Annotated in this window: 18 protein-coding genes and 1 pseudogene; 10 read left to right on the top strand and 9 right to left on the bottom strand. The window is 75.6% G+C overall.

Going from position 1 to position 18,205, the window contains the following annotated elements; all coding sequences use genetic code 11:
• Positions 1 to 52: 52 nt before the first annotated feature.
• Both AQJ30_RS03270 and AQJ30_RS03265 read left to right on the top strand, forming a co-directional pair.
• Positions 53 to 580: a hypothetical protein gene (locus AQJ30_RS03270; RefSeq protein ID WP_391881033.1), complete on the top strand. Its 528-nt coding sequence runs from the start codon at positions 53 to 55 to the stop codon at positions 578 to 580.
• A 156-nt stretch (positions 581 to 736) separates the two neighbouring features.
• Positions 737 to 1,405, top strand: coding sequence for a DUF4232 domain-containing protein (locus tag AQJ30_RS03265; protein WP_067228315.1), 669 nt, complete (start codon positions 737 to 739; stop codon positions 1,403 to 1,405).
• Here the strand turns inward: AQJ30_RS03265 and AQJ30_RS03260 are convergent.
• Complete coding sequence (locus AQJ30_RS03260; RefSeq protein ID WP_067228313.1) at positions 1,402 to 2,316, bottom strand: oxygenase MpaB family protein; 915 nt, start codon at positions 2,314 to 2,316, stop codon at positions 1,402 to 1,404. The genes AQJ30_RS03265 and AQJ30_RS03260 overlap by 4 nt on opposite strands.
• A gap of 178 nt (positions 2,317 to 2,494) precedes the next feature.
• On the opposite strand from AQJ30_RS03260, the gene AQJ30_RS03255 reads away from it, so the two are divergent.
• Both AQJ30_RS03255 and AQJ30_RS03250 read left to right on the top strand, forming a co-directional pair.
• Entirely contained in the window at positions 2,495 to 2,908 is a 414-nt protein-coding gene (locus AQJ30_RS03255) for an SRPBCC family protein (protein ID WP_067228311.1), read from the top strand.
• Between the two features lie 10 nt (positions 2,909 to 2,918).
• A complete protein-coding gene (locus tag AQJ30_RS03250) occupies positions 2,919 to 3,236 on the top strand; it encodes a hypothetical protein (RefSeq protein ID WP_067228961.1) in 318 nt (105 codons plus the stop codon).
• Positions 3,237 to 3,263: 27 nt separating this feature from the next.
• Here the strand turns inward: AQJ30_RS03250 and AQJ30_RS03245 are convergent, their stop codons facing one another.
• Positions 3,264 to 5,381, bottom strand: coding sequence for a SpoIIE family protein phosphatase (locus AQJ30_RS03245; protein WP_067228310.1), 2,118 nt, complete (start codon positions 5,379 to 5,381; stop codon positions 3,264 to 3,266).
• A gap of 312 nt (positions 5,382 to 5,693) precedes the next feature.
• Between AQJ30_RS03245 and AQJ30_RS03240 the strand changes: the two genes are divergently transcribed.
• Genes AQJ30_RS03240 through AQJ30_RS03220 form a run of 5 tightly spaced genes read left to right on the top strand, consistent with a single transcriptional unit; the run spans position 5,694 to position 9,800 of the window.
• Positions 5,694 to 5,879, top strand: a complete 186-nt coding sequence (locus AQJ30_RS03240; protein ID WP_067228308.1) for a hypothetical protein — start codon at positions 5,694 to 5,696, stop codon at positions 5,877 to 5,879.
• A 21-nt stretch (positions 5,880 to 5,900) separates the two neighbouring features.
• The gene (locus AQJ30_RS03235; protein ID WP_067228306.1) at positions 5,901 to 6,623 is read left to right on the top strand and encodes a hypothetical protein; all 723 of its coding nucleotides are present in this window, start codon (positions 5,901 to 5,903) and stop codon (positions 6,621 to 6,623) included.
• A gap of 53 nt (positions 6,624 to 6,676) precedes the next feature.
• Positions 6,677 to 7,801, top strand: a complete 1,125-nt coding sequence (locus AQJ30_RS03230; protein WP_245726811.1) for a DUF6895 family protein — start codon at positions 6,677 to 6,679, stop codon at positions 7,799 to 7,801.
• Positions 7,798 to 8,718 carry a DUF6895 family protein gene (locus AQJ30_RS03225; RefSeq protein WP_067228303.1) on the top strand — a complete coding sequence of 307 codons (921 nt, stop codon included), beginning with the start codon at positions 7,798 to 7,800 and terminating at the stop codon, positions 8,716 to 8,718. Before AQJ30_RS03230 ends, AQJ30_RS03225 begins: the two co-directional genes overlap by 4 nt.
• A complete protein-coding gene (locus tag AQJ30_RS03220; protein ID WP_067228302.1) occupies positions 8,715 to 9,800 on the top strand; it encodes a serine hydrolase domain-containing protein in 1,086 nt (361 codons plus the stop codon). The genes AQJ30_RS03225 and AQJ30_RS03220 overlap by 4 nt, the downstream gene beginning before the upstream one ends.
• Positions 9,801 to 9,938: 138 nt before the next feature.
• Here AQJ30_RS03220 and AQJ30_RS03215 read toward each other — a convergent pair whose 3' ends face one another.
• The 7 genes from AQJ30_RS03215 to AQJ30_RS03185 form a co-directional block, all read right to left on the bottom strand.
• Positions 9,939 to 11,321 (bottom strand): alpha-lytic protease prodomain-containing protein, encoded by a 1,383-nt coding sequence (locus AQJ30_RS03215; protein WP_067228300.1) that lies wholly within the window; start codon positions 11,319 to 11,321, stop codon positions 9,939 to 9,941.
• 242 nt (positions 11,322 to 11,563) lie between these two features.
• Positions 11,564 to 11,935, bottom strand: a complete 372-nt coding sequence (locus AQJ30_RS03210; protein WP_067228297.1) for a peptidase inhibitor family I36 protein — start codon at positions 11,933 to 11,935, stop codon at positions 11,564 to 11,566.
• A gap of 49 nt (positions 11,936 to 11,984) precedes the next feature.
• Complete coding sequence (locus AQJ30_RS03205; RefSeq protein WP_067228296.1) at positions 11,985 to 12,917, bottom strand: hypothetical protein; 933 nt, start codon at positions 12,915 to 12,917, stop codon at positions 11,985 to 11,987.
• Between the two features lie 186 nt (positions 12,918 to 13,103).
• On the bottom strand, positions 13,104 to 14,873 hold the full coding sequence (locus tag AQJ30_RS03200; protein WP_067228294.1) for an nSTAND1 domain-containing NTPase: 1,770 nt from the start codon (positions 14,871 to 14,873) through the stop codon (positions 13,104 to 13,106).
• Positions 14,874 to 15,235: 362 nt separating this feature from the next.
• On the bottom strand, positions 15,236 to 16,234 hold the full coding sequence (gap, locus tag AQJ30_RS03195; protein ID WP_067228292.1) for a type I glyceraldehyde-3-phosphate dehydrogenase: 999 nt from the start codon (positions 16,232 to 16,234) through the stop codon (positions 15,236 to 15,238).
• A gap of 188 nt (positions 16,235 to 16,422) precedes the next feature.
• The gene (locus tag AQJ30_RS03190; RefSeq protein WP_067228290.1) at positions 16,423 to 17,385 is read right to left on the bottom strand and encodes a GlxA family transcriptional regulator; all 963 of its coding nucleotides are present in this window, start codon (positions 17,383 to 17,385) and stop codon (positions 16,423 to 16,425) included.
• Positions 17,386 to 17,394: 9 nt separating this feature from the next.
• Positions 17,395 to 17,850 (bottom strand): MarR family winged helix-turn-helix transcriptional regulator, encoded by a 456-nt coding sequence (locus tag AQJ30_RS03185; protein ID WP_211278917.1) that lies wholly within the window; start codon positions 17,848 to 17,850, stop codon positions 17,395 to 17,397.
• Positions 17,851 to 18,023: 173 nt separating this feature from the next.
• Between AQJ30_RS03185 and AQJ30_RS39090 the strand changes: the two are divergent.
• Positions 18,024 to 18,205 (top strand): annotated as a pseudogene (locus AQJ30_RS39090) (esterase); the annotation flags it as partial.

Here is an 18,205-nt window from a genome sequence, read left to right as displayed (position 1 = left end):
CCTGCACGGTCGCCCCACAGGTCGCTTGACTCACCGCAGGGAGGATCCCCCCGTGAAGACCCTCTTGAAGGGCGTGCGCAGCGTCCGGACCCGATCGGTCCTGACCGCTCTCGCCCTCGTCGTCGCACCCGGTGCCGTCGTGATCGGCGGAGCCGGCGAGGCGTTCGCCGTCACCAAGATCAGTCACGCCACCGCGACCTCGATGTTCCGCGAGGTCGGCATCACCTGGTCCTCGTCCGGCAACTGCTCGGACCGCTACAACTCCACCTGTACGTCGTTCGAGCAGTTGAACCTCGCCACCGCCCAGGGCGCCCAGACCCTCAAGCGGGCCACCGGGTGCGCCCTGAACATCACCGGCGGGACCGAGACCGGCCACGCCTCGGGGACGTACTCGCACTGGAACGGCTACAAGCTCGACTACGGCAAGTCCACCTGCGTCACGAACTACATCAAGAACACCTTCACCTACATCGGGGTGCGCGGGGACGGCGCCCCGCAGTGGCAGTCCGGCTCGGGCAACGTCTACGCCGACGAGGGCAACCATTGGGACGTCCTGTACTACAACTGCGGCGGCTGCTGACCCGGGGCCGCCGCGGTCGGTGACGACGGCGGCGGCCACGGGCGCCGAACGGTGATGGAGTCGGCGAGATCCTGTCACCGGGCTGTGAAGAACCCGGAGGACGCTGGTGCCCAGTCCGGCGCGAACACGCGCCGCTCGCCTCGGGGGAAGCACACCATGAGCACCGTACGCACCGCCGCCGCCGTCGTCCTCGCCGCCGTCTCCGCGTTCGCCCTGTCCGCCTGCGGTCCGTCCGAGGACGGCGCCGCGGACACGGGGAGCACCGCACCGTCCGCCGGTGCGACGGCGTCCGGGACGCCGTCGAAGCCCGCCGCCCCGCCGAAGGCACCGTCGAGCTCCGCCAAGCCTCCGGCTTCTTCGGCGTCGTCGGCCGCCCCGGGCTCCTCGGCGTCGGCGACGGGTGCCGACTACGACGTCTTCCCGTGCAGCACGTACGACGTGACGTTCACCGCGAACCTCGCGGAGCCCACCACCAGCAGCTACCTGCTGAAGATCACCAACAAGAGCGGCAAGGCGTGCCGGGCCCTCGGCCACCCCGTCGTGACGTTCGGCGCCCTGGACGGGCAGGCCACGCAGCGCGGCGAAGCGCCCGGCATCGAGGACGCGCTGCGGCTCGAGCCGGGCGAGTCGGCCTACGCCGGCCTCCTGGGCGGCGCCCACGACGGCACCGGCAAGACGGTGGACTCGATCGCGCTGACCATGGACACCGAGTCCGACCTGGAGCAGAAGCCGCTGACCGCCTCCACGCCGGGCCTGTACGTCTCCCCCGCCGTGAACTCTGTGACCCCCTGGGTGGACAACGCGGAGGACGCCCTCAGCCTCTAGGGGGTGTCTCCAGCTACCCGGCTCCCGGTCTCCCCCGCGGCCACGGCCGCGCGCGTCGGCGAGAGCGCCCAGCGCAGGCCCGCGGTCACGGCCGTGCCGAGGGGGCGGACGCACAGGTCCTCCGCGACGGGCAGCCGGGGCAGCCGCAGCTCGCGGGAGGCCCAGTCGGGCAGCAGGGAGACCGCGCCGGCGGCGAGGGCGCCGTAGGGCAGGCGGGCGACGAGGGGCACCGGCGGGTTGAGGAGGAGGTAGCGGGCCGTGCTGCGCGCCTCGGCCGTCGCCCGCAGTTCGCCGCGGTAGGCGGCCAGGCGCTCGGTGAGCCCGGTCCGGTCGGTCGGCGGGTCCGGGACGCCGAGCTCGCGGGCGATGCGCGCCATGTCGGCGACGTAGCCGTCGCAGCCCTCGTCGTCCAGGGGGTGCGCGCCGTAGGCCTGGTGGGCGCGCAGGAACGTGTCGACCTCGGCGACGTGGACCCAGCACAGCAGGTGCGGGTCGGACGCGGCGTAGGGCAGGCCGTCGGGGGTGGTGCCCCGGACCGTCCCGTGCACCGCGCTGACCCGCTCGCAGGCGGCCCGTGCGCTGTCGGCGGTGCCGTACGTCGTGACGGCGAGGAAGGTACTGGTGCGCTGCAGCCGCCCCCACGGGTCGCCGCGGAAGCCGGAGTGGGCGGCCACCGCCGCCATGGCGAGGGGGTGCAGCGACTGGAGCAGCAGCGCGGACAGGCCGCCGATGAACATGGACGCGTCCCCGTGGACCCGTCGGACGGGACGGTCGGGGCCGAACCAGCGCGGGCCGGGGGTGCCGTGGATGCGGGCGCGGTTGCGGGGGCCGTCCGGGCCGGCCACCCGGGTGAAGATCGCGGCGCCGATCCGGTCGCGCACGGTCGACGCGCCCGGCGGCAGGAGATTCATGAGCGCTGCGGCCTCTCTTCCCGACATTCCCCGTCGTACCGTCTGCCCCGCCGCCCCCGGCCCGACACCTGGCGGCGGGCGGCGGGCGGCACGTGGCGGGGCGTGGAGAGAAGATTGCCTCCGGCCCACTCGGGCACGCGTCCGCTGTACGTCTCCCCGATCCGAGGACGGTGACGCGATGAGCGAGTACGAGCGCTCCCGCACGATGCCCGCCCAGCCCGAGCAGGTCTTCGACCAGGCGGCCCAGGTCGAGCAGATGGACACCTGGCTGCCCGACGCGCTGCACGTACGGGCCGAGGACCCGCCCTCCGTCACGGTGCACGAGGACCGCACGGACGAGGACACCTCCGCCACCCTGCGCTCCCGGCCCGACCAGATGCGGATCGAGTGGGGCACCCGTGAGCGGGGCGGCTACACCGGGTGGCTCCAGGTCGCCGGGGTGGACAGCGGCGCCAGCGAGGTGATCGTGCACCTGTCGTTCTTCGACGACGCCCACGACCCCGGCGAGGACGCCGTGCGGGACGCCCTGGACACCAGCCTGCGACGCCTGGAGGAACAGGTGCGGCTGCGGGTCGACGGCGCGGCCGGGTGAGGTGCGGACCGTGAGGAGCAAGGGACGCGGCACGTCGTACGCCGTCGCCGCCTCCGGGCAGTGGACGGACGAGGAGGAGGGCCGCCGCCGGCTGCCCGCCGGGGAGGTGCACGCGTGGGAGCCGGGGCGCAACGAGACGGTCTGCGGGCTGTCGCTGAGCCGTTCCCGGCTGATCCGCTTCGCGGGCGTCACCTGGACGGACACGTTCCCCGAGTCGGGCGGCGCGGCGGACCGGGTGCAGCGCCAGTGCCCGCGGTGCGCCTCGGTCGCGGGGCGCCGCGGGAGCGACGCGCGGCCGGCCTGGCACCGGACGAACCCCCGGCCGTGACCTCGGGAGGGCTGACCGGTGTGCCGGTCAGCCCTCCCGGTGCAGCAGCAGGAGCGCGATGTCGTCGGTGCGCTGGGCGGTCGTGCTGGTCCGGCTCAGCAGGACGTCGACCAGCCCGTCCAGGTCCCCGTCGTCGGCGTCGGCGAGGTGGCGGGCGAGTTCCGTGATGGAGTCCTCCAGGTCGGTGCCCGGCGCCTCCACGAGGCCGTCGGTGTAGAAGACGAGGGTCGCGCCCGGGACGAGCGCGAGGTCGGTGACGGGGAAGTCCGCGACCGGGTCGATGCCCAGCAGCGGCCCCGGTCGCAGGGGCACGGCCCGCGCGGTGCCGTCGGGAAGGCGCAGCACGGGCGGCGGGTGGCCGGCGCCGGCGAGCGCGACGCGTCCCCGGGCCACGTCGACGTGGGCGTAGAGACAGCTGGTGAACAGGTCGGAACCGAGGTCGGTGAGCAGCCGGTTGGTGCGGAAGAGGACCTGGTCGGGTGCGGTGCCGGCGGCCGCGTGGGCGTGGACGGCGGTGCGGACCTGCCCCATGAGCGCGGCGGCGGCGACGTTGTGGCCCTGCACGTCGCCGATCACGGCCGCGGCGGCGCCGTCGGCGAGCCGGATCAGGTCGTAGAAGTCGCCGCCGATGTCCATGCCGCGGGTGGCGGGCAGGTAGCGGGCGGCGACCCGCAGGCCGCCGAACTTCGGCAGCGCCCGGGGCAGGAGTGCCTCCTGCAGGCCGTGGGCGAGCGCGTGCTTGGTGTCGTACAGGCGGGCCCGGTCCAGCGCTTGGGCGACCAGGCCCGCCAACGAGGTCATGACGGCGCGTTCCTCGGCCGGGAACTCGTGCGGCCGGTCGTAGGAGAGCACGCAGATGCCGACGGGCCGGCCGGAGATCCTCAGCGGGAGGAAGGCCCAGGCCCGCTTGCCGCTGACCTGCGGGGCGTCGGGGTAGATGCGCCGCATCTCCTCCGCGTTGCGGAAGAAGGCCGGGATACCGCTGGCCAGGGCGCGGCCGGCCGGGGTGAAGGTGGTGTCCAGGGGCAGTCCGTCGAGCCGTTCCACGGAGCGCGCGCCGTAGCCGCGGTGCCCCATGATGCGCAGCCGGCCGGCGTCCACGGACGACAGCACCAGGCCCTGGGCGTCGAACGCGGGCATGATCTGGTCGGCGACCAGGTCGATGACGTCCTGGACGCCCACCACCTCGGTCAGGGCGGCCGCCAGGTGCGTCAGCTGGTACAGCCGGCCCGCACGGGCCGGGGTGACCGTACGGGCGGACCTCAGGGGCGGCGCGGGGACGGGCGGTTGCCCGGTGCCGCTGGGCACGATCCGGACGCTGATACCGCTGGCGTCCGGGTAGAGGTGGAAGTCCAGCCACTGGCCCGGCGGGCGGCAGGCGGTGAACGACACGGGTTCCCGGCTGAGCACCGCCGCCCGGTAGCGGTCCTCGTAGGTGGGGTCGTCGAGCCAGCGCAGGGACTGCCAGGGCAGCGTGCCCAGCAGTTGCTCGGCCCCGAGGCCCAGGAGGTCCGCGGCCCCGGAGGTGAGGTAGGTGAAGCGGCCCTCCAGGTCGAGGGCGCAGCTGCCGCCGGGCAGCCGTTCGGCGAAGTCGGCCGCCGCCAGCTCCGGGTTCACCGACTGCCGTTCGTCGGTGACGGGCACGACCCGGGGTCCGCCGTCGCACACCGGGGTCCGGCCGCGCTCCAGGGCCTCCTCGAGCAGGCGGGCCAGGCGGCGGCAGCTGGACACGATGTTGCCGTGCTCGCGGGCGGTCATGTACGGCGGGCGGGTGGCCGGCCACATCAGCAGCAGCGTCCCCCAGCGCCGCACGCCGGTGACCGGGGCGGCCGCCATGGCGAGGGGGTACGGCAGGGCCAGCGCGGTCCGCGGGTACCGGCGCGCCAGCTCCTCCTGGTCGCCCACCCAGATCAGCCGGTCCTCCCGCACCGCGTGGGCCACCGGGGCCGGCGAGGTCAGGCGCACCCGCGCCCAGGGCAGGGCGAACTCGACCGGGGCCCCGCAGAGGGCGTCGATGCACAGCAACTCCGCGTCCGGGGAGAGCAGGTACAGGGCGCCGATGGACGCTCCGGTGCGGCGGACCGTCTCCGCGAGAGCGGCGTCCAGTTCCGCGTTCCCGCCGGACGGGTCGGCCGCGCCGGTCACGGGAGGCCTCCGCCCGGACGGCCGGGGGCCGCGCGGCACCGCCTGCGGTCGCGCGCCGCTGCCCTGCCGTACCCGGCATCGTTCATACGGCGACGCTACGCCTGTGCGGGGGCACGGGCACACCGTCGTCGCCGCGCACGCTTCCACCCGTTGATTTCCGCACCGCGCAGCAATGACGGCGAGCAGCAATAACACCGTGCGGACATTGAACAAGTAATTTCCGGCAATTCCGAATTCTCTGCATTATCCGGACGTAATCGGACACTAAAGAGGTGAGCCCAACCGCAGCTCAATTACAGGGAGATGGTTGGTATGGCTTCCGCAGAGAAGACCGTCGAAGAAGTCCGCATCCGCGACGTCGACCTCGAGGCGGTACTCGACCCCGCCGAGGCGGACGGCGTCTACCGGGACAGCAGGGAATGCGCCGCGCTCGCCGTCGTGTCCGGCGGGGGCTCCGCACTCCTCTCGCCCCCGACACCGCGCCCGAAGAAGGGCTGACCGGCTGACGGGAGCGACCCCATGAAGCAGTCAGGTACCTCCGCCCTCCTGCAGGGCGCGGTGCAGGACCTCGCTTCGGGAGTGGCCTCCGCCCTGCGGGGCGGGGGCCACCCCTCGCGCGAGCCCCTGGACGCACCGCTCCGGCCGACGGGCGACCTCGACCTCGCGGCGGCCCGGGTCCTCGGGGCCGACCTGCTCCTGCCGGGCGTCCTGGACCACACACCGCCGCCCGGCGCCCGCGAACTCGACCTGGCGCGGCGGGCGTTCGACGCCTACCCGCCGCCCGCGACGGCCGCGCCCACCGTGGCGTGGAGCCACTGGGCCCTCGGCCGCGCGCTGCACCGGGTGACCGGACCGTCCGGGACCGCCCCGGCGCCGGGGCGGGTGCCGGAGCCCGGCCCGGAACCCGACGCCTCCTGGCTGACCGGTGCGCCCTGGCCGTCGCTCACCCACCACCTCGCGGTCCTGGCCCCGCTGGCCCTGCCCGTAGAGGACTGCGCGCTCACCCGGGTCGCCCGGGGCCGCACCCTGGACGTCGCCCGGGGCTTCGTGCGCGCGGTCCGGCGCCGGGACTGGTACCAGGCGGCCGGCGCGGGCCGCTGGCTCACGGTGCTGCCGGACGTGCCGCACACCCTCGGCCTGCCGGGCGGACTGGACTTCGTCGAGCTCATGGGCGGCGGCGACTCCCGCGTGCTGCTCCAGGTGCGCGCCGCGCGGCTGATCGGCAGCGGGGTGACCGTGTGACCGCGGCGGACGTACGGCGCACCGCCACGGCGGACGCACGGGAGACGGCAGCGGTGGACAAGGGCCCGGCCGCACCGCCGGACGTCCGGCGGACCGTCAGGGCCGTCCAGGAGGCCGCACTCGGGTGGCTCTCCCGCAACCGCGCCCACTTCGCGCTCGGCGACGACGCCCTGGCGCGGGACGGACGGGTGGACGGCAGCTGGAAGCCGCTGGGCGAACTGGCCCAGGTGTGCGCGACCCTGTCGGTCCGCACGCCGGCGTCCGACCCGCTCCACGCGTGCGTGCGCGACCTGCTCGCCTTCGCCTGGCGGCAGACCGGGGAGGGCGCGCTGTTCCTGGAGGTGCAGCGGGCGGAGCCGTTCGCCACGTACCCGCTGGAGGTGTACGCCGCCTTCGCCTCGGCCGGACTGCGCCACCCCGGATACGAACGGGCGGCCGCCACCGTGGCCGCGACCCGTGGCTGGCGGCTCACCGAGCAGCTCCCGACCCGCCGCCTGGGCGTGCTGTGCGCCGAGCGGCAGATCGGGCTGCGCCGGGACGACAACGAGCCGGAGCTCCTCGCGCGGACCTGGCTGGGCGGGCTGCCGGAGCCCTGGACGTTCGAGCGGGCCTCCGGCTACGCGCTCACCCACGTCGTGTTCCACCTGACCGACTGGGGCCGCGGCGGCCCGGGGCTGCCCCCCGCGCTGGCCGACCACTTGGCGCACTGGGTGCCCGCGTGGCTCGTGACGTGCCTGGAGGGCGGTCTGTGGGACCTCGCCTGCGAGGTGGCGGCCGTGGCGGCGGGCGTGCCGGCGGCCGGGACCGACGCCACGTTCGAGGCGGAGCTGGCCGGGGCCTGGGCACGGATCGCCGCCGTGCAGTTCGCCTCCGGGGCCCTGCCCGAGGAGGACGGCCGGTTCGCGGCGGAGGTCCCGCGCGAGGAGACCGTCCCCCGGCGCGACGGCGCGCCGGCATCCGGCGAGTCCGGCTTCCGCCTCTGCTACCACTCCACCCTCATGGCCGCCTTCGCCGCCGGGCTGACCCTCGCCCGCTGGGACGATCCACGCGGCGCGCAGCCCCCGTCGTCCCCGGCGCCGGGAGCGCACCACGGGGGCATGCCGCTGACACACCGCGCCCGGCGGGACGCGCCGGTGGGGACGCGGACGCCGCACAGGACGACGGGAGGGACCGGATGACCGACACACGGCTCGTGCACACGGTGGGCGCGCGCGCCCTGGAGTGGCTGTGGGCCCACCGGGACGGGTTCCGGCTGGAGCCCGACGTGGACCCCGAGGTCGGGTTCCTGGAGCGGTTCAAGCCGGTCGGCGAACTGGGCGTGATCTGCTCGGTGCTGTTCCGCGAGGGCGTCGCCGGGTCGCGCCAGGCCCGGCTCGCGCGCGGCCTGCTGGACCACGCCTGGCGGGAGGTCCTGGACGGCGGCCGGATGCTGCTGCGCGGCCAGCACAAGGAACCGCTCTCGCCGATCCCCTGGGAGGTGTACCTGCCGTTCAAGGAGCTGGGGTACGACCTGCCCGACCTGGAGCGCCACGCCCTGCTCAACCACCGTCTGGACAGCTGGGCCGCCCTGGAGACGAAGCCGAACCGACGGCTCGGCCTGTCCGCGTTCCAGCGCCGGTCGGGACTCACCCCGCGCCCCCACGAGCAGGAGGCGCTGGCGGCGACCTGGCTGGCGCGCACCCCCGAACCGTGGACGGTGGAGGGGCACATCGCCTACGACGTGACGCACACCGTCTTCCACCTCACCCGCTGGGGCGAGGACCCGGACGGGCTGCCCGCCCGCCTCGCCGACTACCTGGCGGCCTGGCTGCCCGTGTGGCTGGACGACTGGCGCGACCTGCGCCACTGGGACCTGCTGGGCGAACTGCTCGTCGTCGACGCCTGTCTGCCCCGGCCCACGTTCGACGAGGCCGCCTGGGAGGCGTTCGCCGGGGCGCAGCAGCCGGACGGCGCGATGCCCGCGGTGCGCGGCCTGCCCGCGACGGACGACGCCCAGGAGCTGTTCGACGTCGTGTACCACCCCACGCTGGTCGCCGCCTTCGCCTCCACGCTGGCCACGTCCCGGGCCCTGAGCGACCTGGCGCACGCGTCATGAGCGGCCGCTCGGTGCTGTGGCCGGGCCAGGACCACGACCCGGACCCCGTGCCGCCGCCCGGCGACCGCGCCGTACCCGACGAGGGAGCGCTCGCGGAGCGGCTGACGGAGGCCGTGGGCGCGGCCGACGCCCCCGACGTCGTGTTCGCCCTGTCGCGCGACGGGCGACGGCTGGTGCGGTGCGGCGGCACCGCCCCTCCCCCGGCGCTGCCCCGGCAGGACCTGCGCTACGAGATCGGGTCGGCCACCAAGTCGTTCACCGGACTGCTGCTGACCGAGCTGATCCGGCGCGGGGTCCTCACCGGCGGCGAGCGGGCCGCGGTCCTGCTGTCGCCCGAGAACGTCGCGCAGGCGTCCCGCGCCACGCCGGCGCACCTGGTCACGCACACCGCGGGACTGCCCGGCCTGCCGGGGGACTTCTACCGCAGGGGCCTGACCGCCTGGACCACCAACCCCTACGCCCGCTACCCGGCCGAGCGGGTCGTCGACGCGTTCCTGCGGTACCGACCGCGGCGCGAGCCCGGGACGCACTGGCACTACTCCAACTTCGGGTTCGCCGTCCTCGGCCACGTGCTGGGCGCGGCCACCGGGGTGCCCTGGGAGGAGCTGGTCGTCGAGCACCTCCTCGGCCCGCTGGGCCTGACCGGCACCTCGCTGCGCCCCGGGGACACGGACCTCGACGCCACGGGCCGGCGCAAGGACGGGGTGACGCCGACGCCCGCCTTCGACCCGGGCGGCTTCCAGGCGGCCGGCGCGGTGCGCTCCACCCCGCACGACCTGCTCACGTTCCTGGAGGCCCACCTGCGGCCCGGGGACACGCCGCTCGCGGGGGCGCTGCGGTCGGTGCGCCGGCCGGTGTTGCGGCGCGGCCGGGGGCACCTGGAGGAGCACACGGTGAGCTGGTTCCGGCATCCGACCGGGGGCGGGCCGTTGTACTTCCACAGCGGCGCGACCCTCGGCCAGCAGGCGTTCCTGGGCTTCCGGCCGGACGCCAGGACGGCCCTGGTGGCGGTGTGCACGCGCCGGTACCGCGCCCGCGACCCGTTCGTCGCCACGGCGTACGGGCTGCTGGCGGACCTGTGAGCGGACCCGTGCGGCAGGCGGCCCCCCGACCGGCCCCCGACGTGCCGGTGCGCCCGGGCGCGCAGGCGGTGCCACCGCGCGCCCGGGCCGTGCCGACGTCCCGTCAGAACGCTACCGAGGGGCCGTGCCGACGCCTCGTCAGAGACGCTGCCAGAGGGCCGGGGTGACGTCCGGCGCCCAGACGTTCTGCGCCTGGTGGGTCTGCAGGCAGCGGTAGCGGACCTGGCCGTGGGTCACCGTGGTGCCCACCCGGTACACCCGGCCGGAGCTCCAGCCGTCGGCCACGCCGCTGTTGTCGGTCGGCACGGCGGTCGTCTCACCGGTGGTCTTCAGGGTGAGGCCGAAGGCGTCGAGGATCGGGTTGACCGGCTGGAAGAACGTGGTGCCGCCGGCCGTGCAGTCGCCCGAGCCGCCCGAGGTGACGCCCTGCGCCTCGGACCCGCTGATGTACGAGCCGCCGGAGTCGCCGGGCTCGGCGCACACGTCGGTCTGGGTGAGCCCGTTGACGGTGCCCTCGGCGTAGTTGACGGTCGTGTCGCGCTGCTGGATGGTGCCGCAGTGCCAGCCGGTGGTGGAGCCGGAGCGGCACACCGCCGCACCGACGACCGCTTCGACGGAGCCCTCGACCGGCACCAGTGCCCCGCCGTCGCCCTTGACGTTCGGGGTGGCCGTCCAGTTGGCGTTCGTGGCGATCCAGGACATGTCCTCGCCGGGGAACGTGGAGGCCTGGAAGACGCCCTGGTCGGTCTCGTCGAAGCCCTTGGTCGTGGAGCCGGCCTGTCCGCAGTGCCCGGCGCTGACGAAGCCCTGCTGGTCGGCCTTGCTGATGGAGAAGCCGATGGAGCACCGCGCCTGGTCGTCGATGTAGTAGGCGTCGCCGCCGACGATGTCCGCGAACAGGCGGGGGCGCTGCGCGGACACGCGGACGGCGGTGTGGTCGCCCGGGGCGCCGGCCGCCTTGACGAACGCGGCGGCGGCCGCGCGGGTGGTGGCCTGGACGACGACGCGGTTGGAGCGGACGTCGACGTACCACACGGGCGTGGCGGAGGCGTCGACGCGCCGGGCGGCCGTGTCGAGCTGCTTCTGGACCGCGCGCAGCTGGTCCAGGTTCCAGCGCACGACGACGGCCTTGGCGCCCTGCGCCTGGATGGCGGGCACGTCGGCGCGGTCGGTGGTCGCCACGGTGAGCTCGGCCGACGTCGCGCCCTTGACCCAGGCGCCGGCGAATCGCTTGCCCAGGGCGTTGTGCAGGACGCCGGCCCGGGTGCCGGCCTCGGCCTCGTTCACCAGGCGGGCGCTCGCCTGGCGGGGCGTCAGGCGCAGGTCGCGCTGCATGGCGCGCAGCACCTCGGCCGACGGGGTGTCGGCGCCGACGGTCCGGGCGGCGGTGGGCAGGGGGCCGCGGTCGTGCGGCGGTGCGGCCGGCTCGGCCGACGCGGAAGGGTGGAGCGCGGTGAACGCGAGCGTACCGAGTGCCGCCAGGGCGGCTCTGTGGGCGACCGCACGACGTCTGCCTGCCATTCGGCGTACCTCCTTGGGGTGCGGTGAGCGGTTCGTCAGGCCACAGGCCTAGCCCCGCGGGAGCGGGCGATGACGGGGCGCGCACCGTTTTGGTTCCTTCGGGGTACGCCGGGCAGGGCATGTGCAGTAGTTCGCGCGGGGGCGTGCCCGGCGGGCCGCGCGGGTGGCGCCGGGCGCGGCGGAGCGGGCCGCCGGAACGGGTGTCCGACGGCCCGGTCGCCTGCGCGCGGTGGATCAGCCGGTCAGCAGGAGGCGGTCCACTGGTGCGAGGAGTAGTCGTTGTCGTCCATGCTCCAGTCGTAGTAGTCGCCGCGGGCGACGCAGAGGTCCTGGTTGACGTAGTTCACGTCCATGTAGACGCGGACGTCGTCGTACGCGGCCGGCGTGCCGTTGTTGTAGAGGGAGTCGGCCCGGTCGCCCCAGCCGTCGTCGTGCCAGTTGGGGTCGTTGCCGACCCATCCCATCCGGGCGCCGGAGTAGTTGTCGTCGTCCCAGACGCAGAACTGGCCCTGGGGGCAGTCGCCGAGGGCGGCGGACGCGGTGGAGGCGGGGAGCAGCACGCCGGCCGCCGCCAGTGCCGCCGCCGCGACCGTTCCGAGAAGGGCTCGTCGCATGGTCGGTTCTCCTTCGTGAGGGTGTGCGGTGAGGGTGGTGCCAGGTCCGTCAGGGCGTGGGGGCGGGAGTGCGGAGGACGGTGGCCGCCTCCGGCAGCGCCGCCCGCTCCAGGCGGACCAGCTCGTCGAGTTCCTCGCGGAACCGGTCGCGGACGCGGGGGCGCCAGTACGCCTCCCGCTGCCGCAGGGTGCGGGCCAGGCCGGAGGACCGGGCACAGGTCGCCTCGACGACGGCCGTGCGGACCTCCTGTGCGTGTGCCTCGGCCGGGGTGCTGCCCGGGGTGCGCCGGTCGAGTTCCGCGCGCAGCGCGCCGGGCGAGGCGACGTCGTGCCCGTGGGTGCGGGCGCACCGGCTCCAGGCGGCGACCCCGGCCTCGAAGTCGTCGTCGTCGCGCACGTGCTGGCGGACGAGGACGTCGATGTTGTCCGAGATCCTCCGGGCGGGGAACCAGCGTGCGAGGTCCCCGTAGAGGGTCTTGCGGGCGGAGGCGAGGCAGCCGCGGTCGCTGGTGCTGAGCCGGCGGCCGCCCGGCAGCTGCACCGACACCTGGCGGCCCGTGCCGTAGAGGGCGCGCGTCCAGTCGGCCGAGGGGCGCGCCGGGGCGGCCCGCCCCGTCCGGGTGGGGGTGGCGCGGTCCCCGTCGGGGGCGGTGCCGGTGGCCGGGGTGAAGGCGTCGCCGTAGCCGTACTTCTCGGCCCACGCGACGTCGGTCACGAGGTACGGGAAGCTGCGTCCGGGGCCCCGGTCGTCGGCGGCGCGGTCGTCGGGGGGCGTCTCCCGGTAGGTCCAGCCCTGGTCGTGCATGCAGCGGTGGACCAGGCGTTCCTCCGCGCGTTGCAGGGTCGCCTTCTGGGCGGCCGACAGCGGGGCTCCCGCCGGAGCGGGGTCGGCGGGCGCGGTCGGGGTGGCGGCGCAGGCGCCCAGCAGCAGGACGGCCGCCGTGACGGCCGTGGTGCCCAGTGCGCGCTTGGTGCGGCCCATGGTCGGTGCTCCTTCACGGGTGTCGAAGGCGGAATGGAGGCCGGAGGGGTGTCGGAACGGCGCTCGCCCCCGGCCGGCGGCGGGACCGGCCGGCCGGGGTGCGGTGGTTCCAGCGAAGGGGGCCGGTGAGTTGTCCGAAAGCCCGCTCGACGGGGCCTGGACAACCCGACAATGCGTCGGCGCCGGTCAGAGGGGTTGTCGCGTTCTGGCGACCGTGTTGTCCGGGGCGGGGCGGACCGGCACCCCGTGGGCTGCGCGGGAGGGGACGCCGGCCACGGTGCCGGCCCCGCCCCGGCGGCCGTGCGTCGTGTCGTGGTCGGTGAGCAGGGCGTGCAGGGCCAGGGCGCCGGCCAGCGCGGCCAGGACGCTCGCGACGGCCACGAGCAGGGCCACGGCCCACCGTCGGCGGCGCTCGGCCGCGCGCGAGGCGCTCAGGAAGGCGCGCTCGCGGGTGCTGAGGTCGTCCGGGTGCCGTCGCGCCCAGGAACGGGCGGTGGCCAGGCGCGCGCCCCGGTACAGCGCGCCCGGGTGTCGCCCCGACGCGCACCAGTGGGCGGTGGCCCCGGTCAGGCGGCGGTGGGTGCGCAGGCCGTCGCGGTCGTCGGCCAGCCAGTGGCGCAGCCTCGGCCAGGCGGTGACCAGGGCCGGGTGCGCGGGCTCGACCGTGTCCTCGCCGAGGACGACGACGCGGGCGGCGGCCAGCGCGCCGAGGAGCCGGTCGAGCTCGTCGCGCGGTGCCAGGCCGCGCAGTTCGTCCCGGTCGACACGGCGCGGAGTGTCGTCGGTGCCGTCGCCCGGGGCGGTCAGGCGGAGGAACAGGGCGCGCAGCAGCCGCCGTTCGTCCGGTGGGGCGGCGTCGTACGCCCGGTCGGCTCCCGCGGTCACCGTGGCGCCGGCGTCCCCGGCGGCGCGGTGGGCGGACAGCCGGAGCACGTCGTCGGTGCGCCGCGCCCAGGTGCGGCGCAGGGCCGCCGACAGCAGCGCCGGGGCGCCGGGTCGCCCGGCCAGGTCCGTCACCAGGGCGTCCAGCAGGGCGGGTTCGACGGTGAGCCCGGCCGCCTCGGCGGGGCCCACGACGGCGCGGCGCACCTCCTCGGCGCCCATCGGCTCCAGCGGCAGCCGGGCCGCGCCCTCGGCCAAGGCGTCCGGCAGGCGGGCGCCGGACCGCAGGACGACGACGACCCGCAGGCGGTCGTCACCGGCCCGCGTGGCCTGGGCGAGCTGGGCCAGGAAGGCGTCGCGCTCAGCGGCGGGGACACTGCGGGCGAAGACGTCGTCCAGCGCGTCGACGGTCAGCAGCACCCGGGTGCCCGGCGGCCGCCTCCGCAGCAGCCCGCCCAGCGCCCGCTGCAGCGCCCCGGGGTCACGGCTGAACTCCTCGCGGAGCGCCCCGGATTGCGCGTCGTCACTCAACGCCGCGACCGCTCGCACGAGTTCGGCGAGCGGGTCGGGGGACGGGGTGAGAGCGAGGTGGTGCCAGTCCGGGCCGAGGGCGGGCAGCAGGCCCGCGTGCAGCAGGGAGGTCCTGCCGCTGCCGGAGGGGCCGGTCAGCACCACCGGGCCGGGCGCCTCCCCCGCGGTCACCATCCCGACCAGCCGGCGGAGCGGCTCCTCGCGGCCGAAGAAGTACGGCGCGTCGTCCGCGGTGCAGGGCCGCGGCCCCGGGTATGGGCACCGCGGTGCGGCGGGCCGCGCCGGTTGCGGCCTCTCCCGGGCGTGCCGCGCCTCCGCCCGGCCGCGGGCGGCCGCGGCGTGCCAGCGGGCCGCCCACTCCTCGCGGTCGCCGCCGCACGCCTCGGCGAGGGCCACCGCGACGTCGAGGGTGGGCAGCCGGCTGCCCTTCGTCGCCTCCGCCAGGGTGCTGGCGGCGTAGTGGGCGCGCCGGGCCAGCTCCCGGTAGCTGGGCGCGCCCGCGTGGGTGCGCAACTGCCGCAGCTCCCACGCGAACCGGGCCACCGGCCCGGCCTGGGGGTCCAGTGCGCGCTCCGGCCGTCCCGCGCGCCGTCCCCGTGGTCCCCGTTCGTGTCCTGTCACTCGTGAGCCTCGCTCCCCGTGTCACCGGGGGCGGGTCGGTCATCCCCGCCCGACCGGTCCGACTCGCCGCGGGGGTGCCGGGCGGTCGGCCGCCCGGACCGGCCCGACGGCCGTTCCCCCACGGGACGGCCGGCCGGGCGCGCCGGTATGCCCGTACGACGGCCCTGTCGGTGGCGTGCGGGCGACGGCGGGCGGGACAGGCCGTGGACGCGACACGGCTCCGCTCCCGGACGGGGAACGGAGCCGTGGTCACCTCACGGGCGGCGCGCAGCCGCCGTCGTCGCTCAGCCGGCGGCGAGGAGCTCCAGCGTGTCGATGACGCGGTGGGAAAAGCCCCACTCGTTGTCGTACCAGGCGACGACCTTGACGTGGCGGCCGTCGACGCGGGTGAGGGCCGAGTCGAAGATGGAGGAGGCGGGGTTGCCCGTGATGTCGGACGACACCAGCGGGTCCTCGGAGTACTCGAGGACACCGGCGAGCGGCCCCTCGGCCGCGGCGCGGTAGGCCGCCAGCACGTCCTCGCGGGTCACGTCGCGCGAGACGGTCGTGTTGAGCTCGACGATCGAACCGACCGGGACCGGCACGCGGATCGAGTCGCCGGACAGCTTGCCGTCGAGGTTCGGCAGCACCAGGCCGATCGCCTTGGCGGCGCCGGTCGTGGTCGGCACGATGTTGACACCGGCGGCGCGGGCACGGCGCGGGTCGCGGTGCGGGCCGTCCTGGAGGTTCTGCTCCTGGGTGTAGGCGTGCACCGTCGTCATGAACCCGTGCTCGATGCCCGCCAGTTCGTCGAGCACCGCGGCGAGCGGGGCCAGCGCGTTGGTGGTGCAGGAGGCGTTGGAGACGATCGTGTGCACGTCCGGGTCGTAGGCGTCGGTGTTCACGCCGTACGCGAGCGTGACGTCGGCGCCGTCCGACGGCGCGCTGACGAGCACCTTGCGCGCGCCGGCGTCGAGGTGGGCGCGCGCGGCCTTGGCGGCGGTGAAGCGGCCGGTGGCCTCGAGCACCAGGTCGACCTCCAGCTCGGCCCAGGGCAGCTGGGCCGGCTCGCGCTCGGCGAGGACACGGATGCGGCGGCCGTCGACGACGAGGGCGTCCCCGTCGACCGTGACCGGGCGGCCCAGGCGTCCGGCGGTGGAGTCGAAGGCCAGCAGCCGGGCGAGGGCGGCGGGCTCGGTGAGGTCGTTGACCGCGACGACCTCCAGGGTGCTGTCGCGCTCCAGCAGGGCGCGCAGCACGTTGCGTCCGATGCGGCCGAATCCGTTGATGGCGATACGCGTCATGAGTGTGGTGTCCCTTCGGTTCCCCACCAGGTTCGCGCGGGCCGCGCGGACGGGCCAGCGGCGCGATCGCCATGGTTCGCAAGGATCGCGCCAGGGGTGGCGGGCAGTCGGCGGCGCGGGTACCGACGGGTGGCCGGCCGGTGTCCTGCGCGGGTGGGACGTGCTGGTCGGAGCCGTCGGGGCGGGGCCTACTCGCCCCGGGTGAAGGTGCTGCGGTACTCGCTGGGCGTGGTGCCGAGGATGCGCCGGAAGTGCAGGCGCAGGTTGGCCCCGGTGCCGAGGCCGACGTCGGTGGCGATCTGCTCGACGCCGAGCTGCGAGCGCTCCAGCAGCTCGCGGGCCGCGTCGATGCGGGCGCGCATCACCCACTGCATGGGGGTGTAGCCGGTGTCCTCCACGAAGCGCCGGGAGAACGTGCGCGGTGAGACCGCCGCGTGCTCGGCCAGCGCCTCCAGGGTGAGGGGTTCGCCGAGGCGGCGCAGGGCCCACTCGCGGGTCGCGGCGAACCGTTCGCCGAGCGGTTCGGGCACGCTGCGCGGCACGTACTGGGCCTGGCCGCCGCTGCGGTAGGGGGCCGCGACCAGGCGCCGGGCGGCGTGGTTGGAGGCGGCGACGCCCAGGTCGCCGCGCAGGATGTGCAGGCACAGGTCGATGCCCGAGGCGGCACCGGCCGACGTCAGCACGCTGCCCTCGTCGACGAACAGCACGTTCTCGTCGACCTGGACGCGCGGGTGCTTCGCCGCGAGGGCCCGGGTGTAGTGCCAGTGGGTCGTGGCGCGCCGGCCGTCGAGGAGGCCGGTGGCGGCGAGGGTGAAGGCGCCGGTGGAGATGGCGGCGAGGCGGGCGCCGCGCCGGTGGGCGGCGCACAGGGCGTCGACCACGGCCGGCGGCGGGTCGTCGCGGTCGGGGAAGCGGTGGCCGGGGATGAAGACGACGTCGGCCCAGGCGAGCGCGTCCAGGCCGTGGGCCACGTGGTAGGCGAGGCCGTCGCCGCCGGTCACCAGGCCGGGCGCGGCGCCGCAGACGCGGACCTCGTACGGCATGCTCGCGCGGGTCGTGAACACCTGGGCGGGAATGCCGACGTCCAGGGGTTTGGCACCGTCGAGGACGAGGACGGCGACGCGGCGGAGGCGGGGGGACGGCGCGGGCATCGGAGCGGGTCAGCGGGTGGTGACGTTCTCGGTGAGCAGCCGCAGCAACTGCTTGGCGGAGGCGTCCTGTTCGCGGGTCAGGCCCATGGCGTCGCCGATGGCGAGCGGCACGGCACGGGCGCGTTCGCGCAGTGCGGCACCGGCGTCGGTGAGCCGGATGGCGACGGACCGCTCGTCGTCGCTGCGGCGCTCCCGGCGCAGCAGGCCGTGCGCCTCGAGGCGCTTGAGCAGCGGCGAGAGGGTGCTGGACTCCAGCTGCAGGGCGGCGCCCAGCTCGCGCACGGAGATCTCGTCCTGCTCCCAGAGCACCAGCAGCACCAGGTACTGGGGGTAGGTGAGCCCCAGTTCGTCGAGCAGGGGGCGGTAGCGGGCGATGACCGCCCGGGAGGCCGCGTACAGGGCGAAGCAGAGCTGGTCGTCCAGGAGCAGCGAGCCCTCGGCCGGGTCGGGCGGCGCTGGGTTCATGGCTGGCTCCTGTTCACGGGGGTTCGCCACTCTAACGGTGGAGTGCTCCCGATTCTATCGCGCGGACTTTAGTTGCGCACGACCTAATCGCGCGCTACTTTGTTGGAGCCGCCGCTCCCGCCGGAACCCCCGTCGGCCGAGCTCGCCCGCGGCACCGATCCGAGGAGATCGCCATGACCGACAGCACCGCTCCCCGCCCCGTGCTCGAACCCGCCGCCCAGGCGTTCGCCGAGGCGACCGCCAACCCGCCGTACCTGTTCGACCTGGGACCCGTCGAGGGCCGCAAGGCGGTCGACGAGGTGCAGTCCGGCGACATCACCAAGCCGGAGGTCGACGAAGAATGGATCACCGTCGC

The organism is Streptomyces longwoodensis, assembly GCF_001514125.1.
GTDB lineage: Bacteria > Actinomycetota > Actinomycetes > Streptomycetales > Streptomycetaceae > Streptomyces > Streptomyces longwoodensis.
This window is presented reverse-complemented; position numbering and strand designations above follow the sequence as displayed.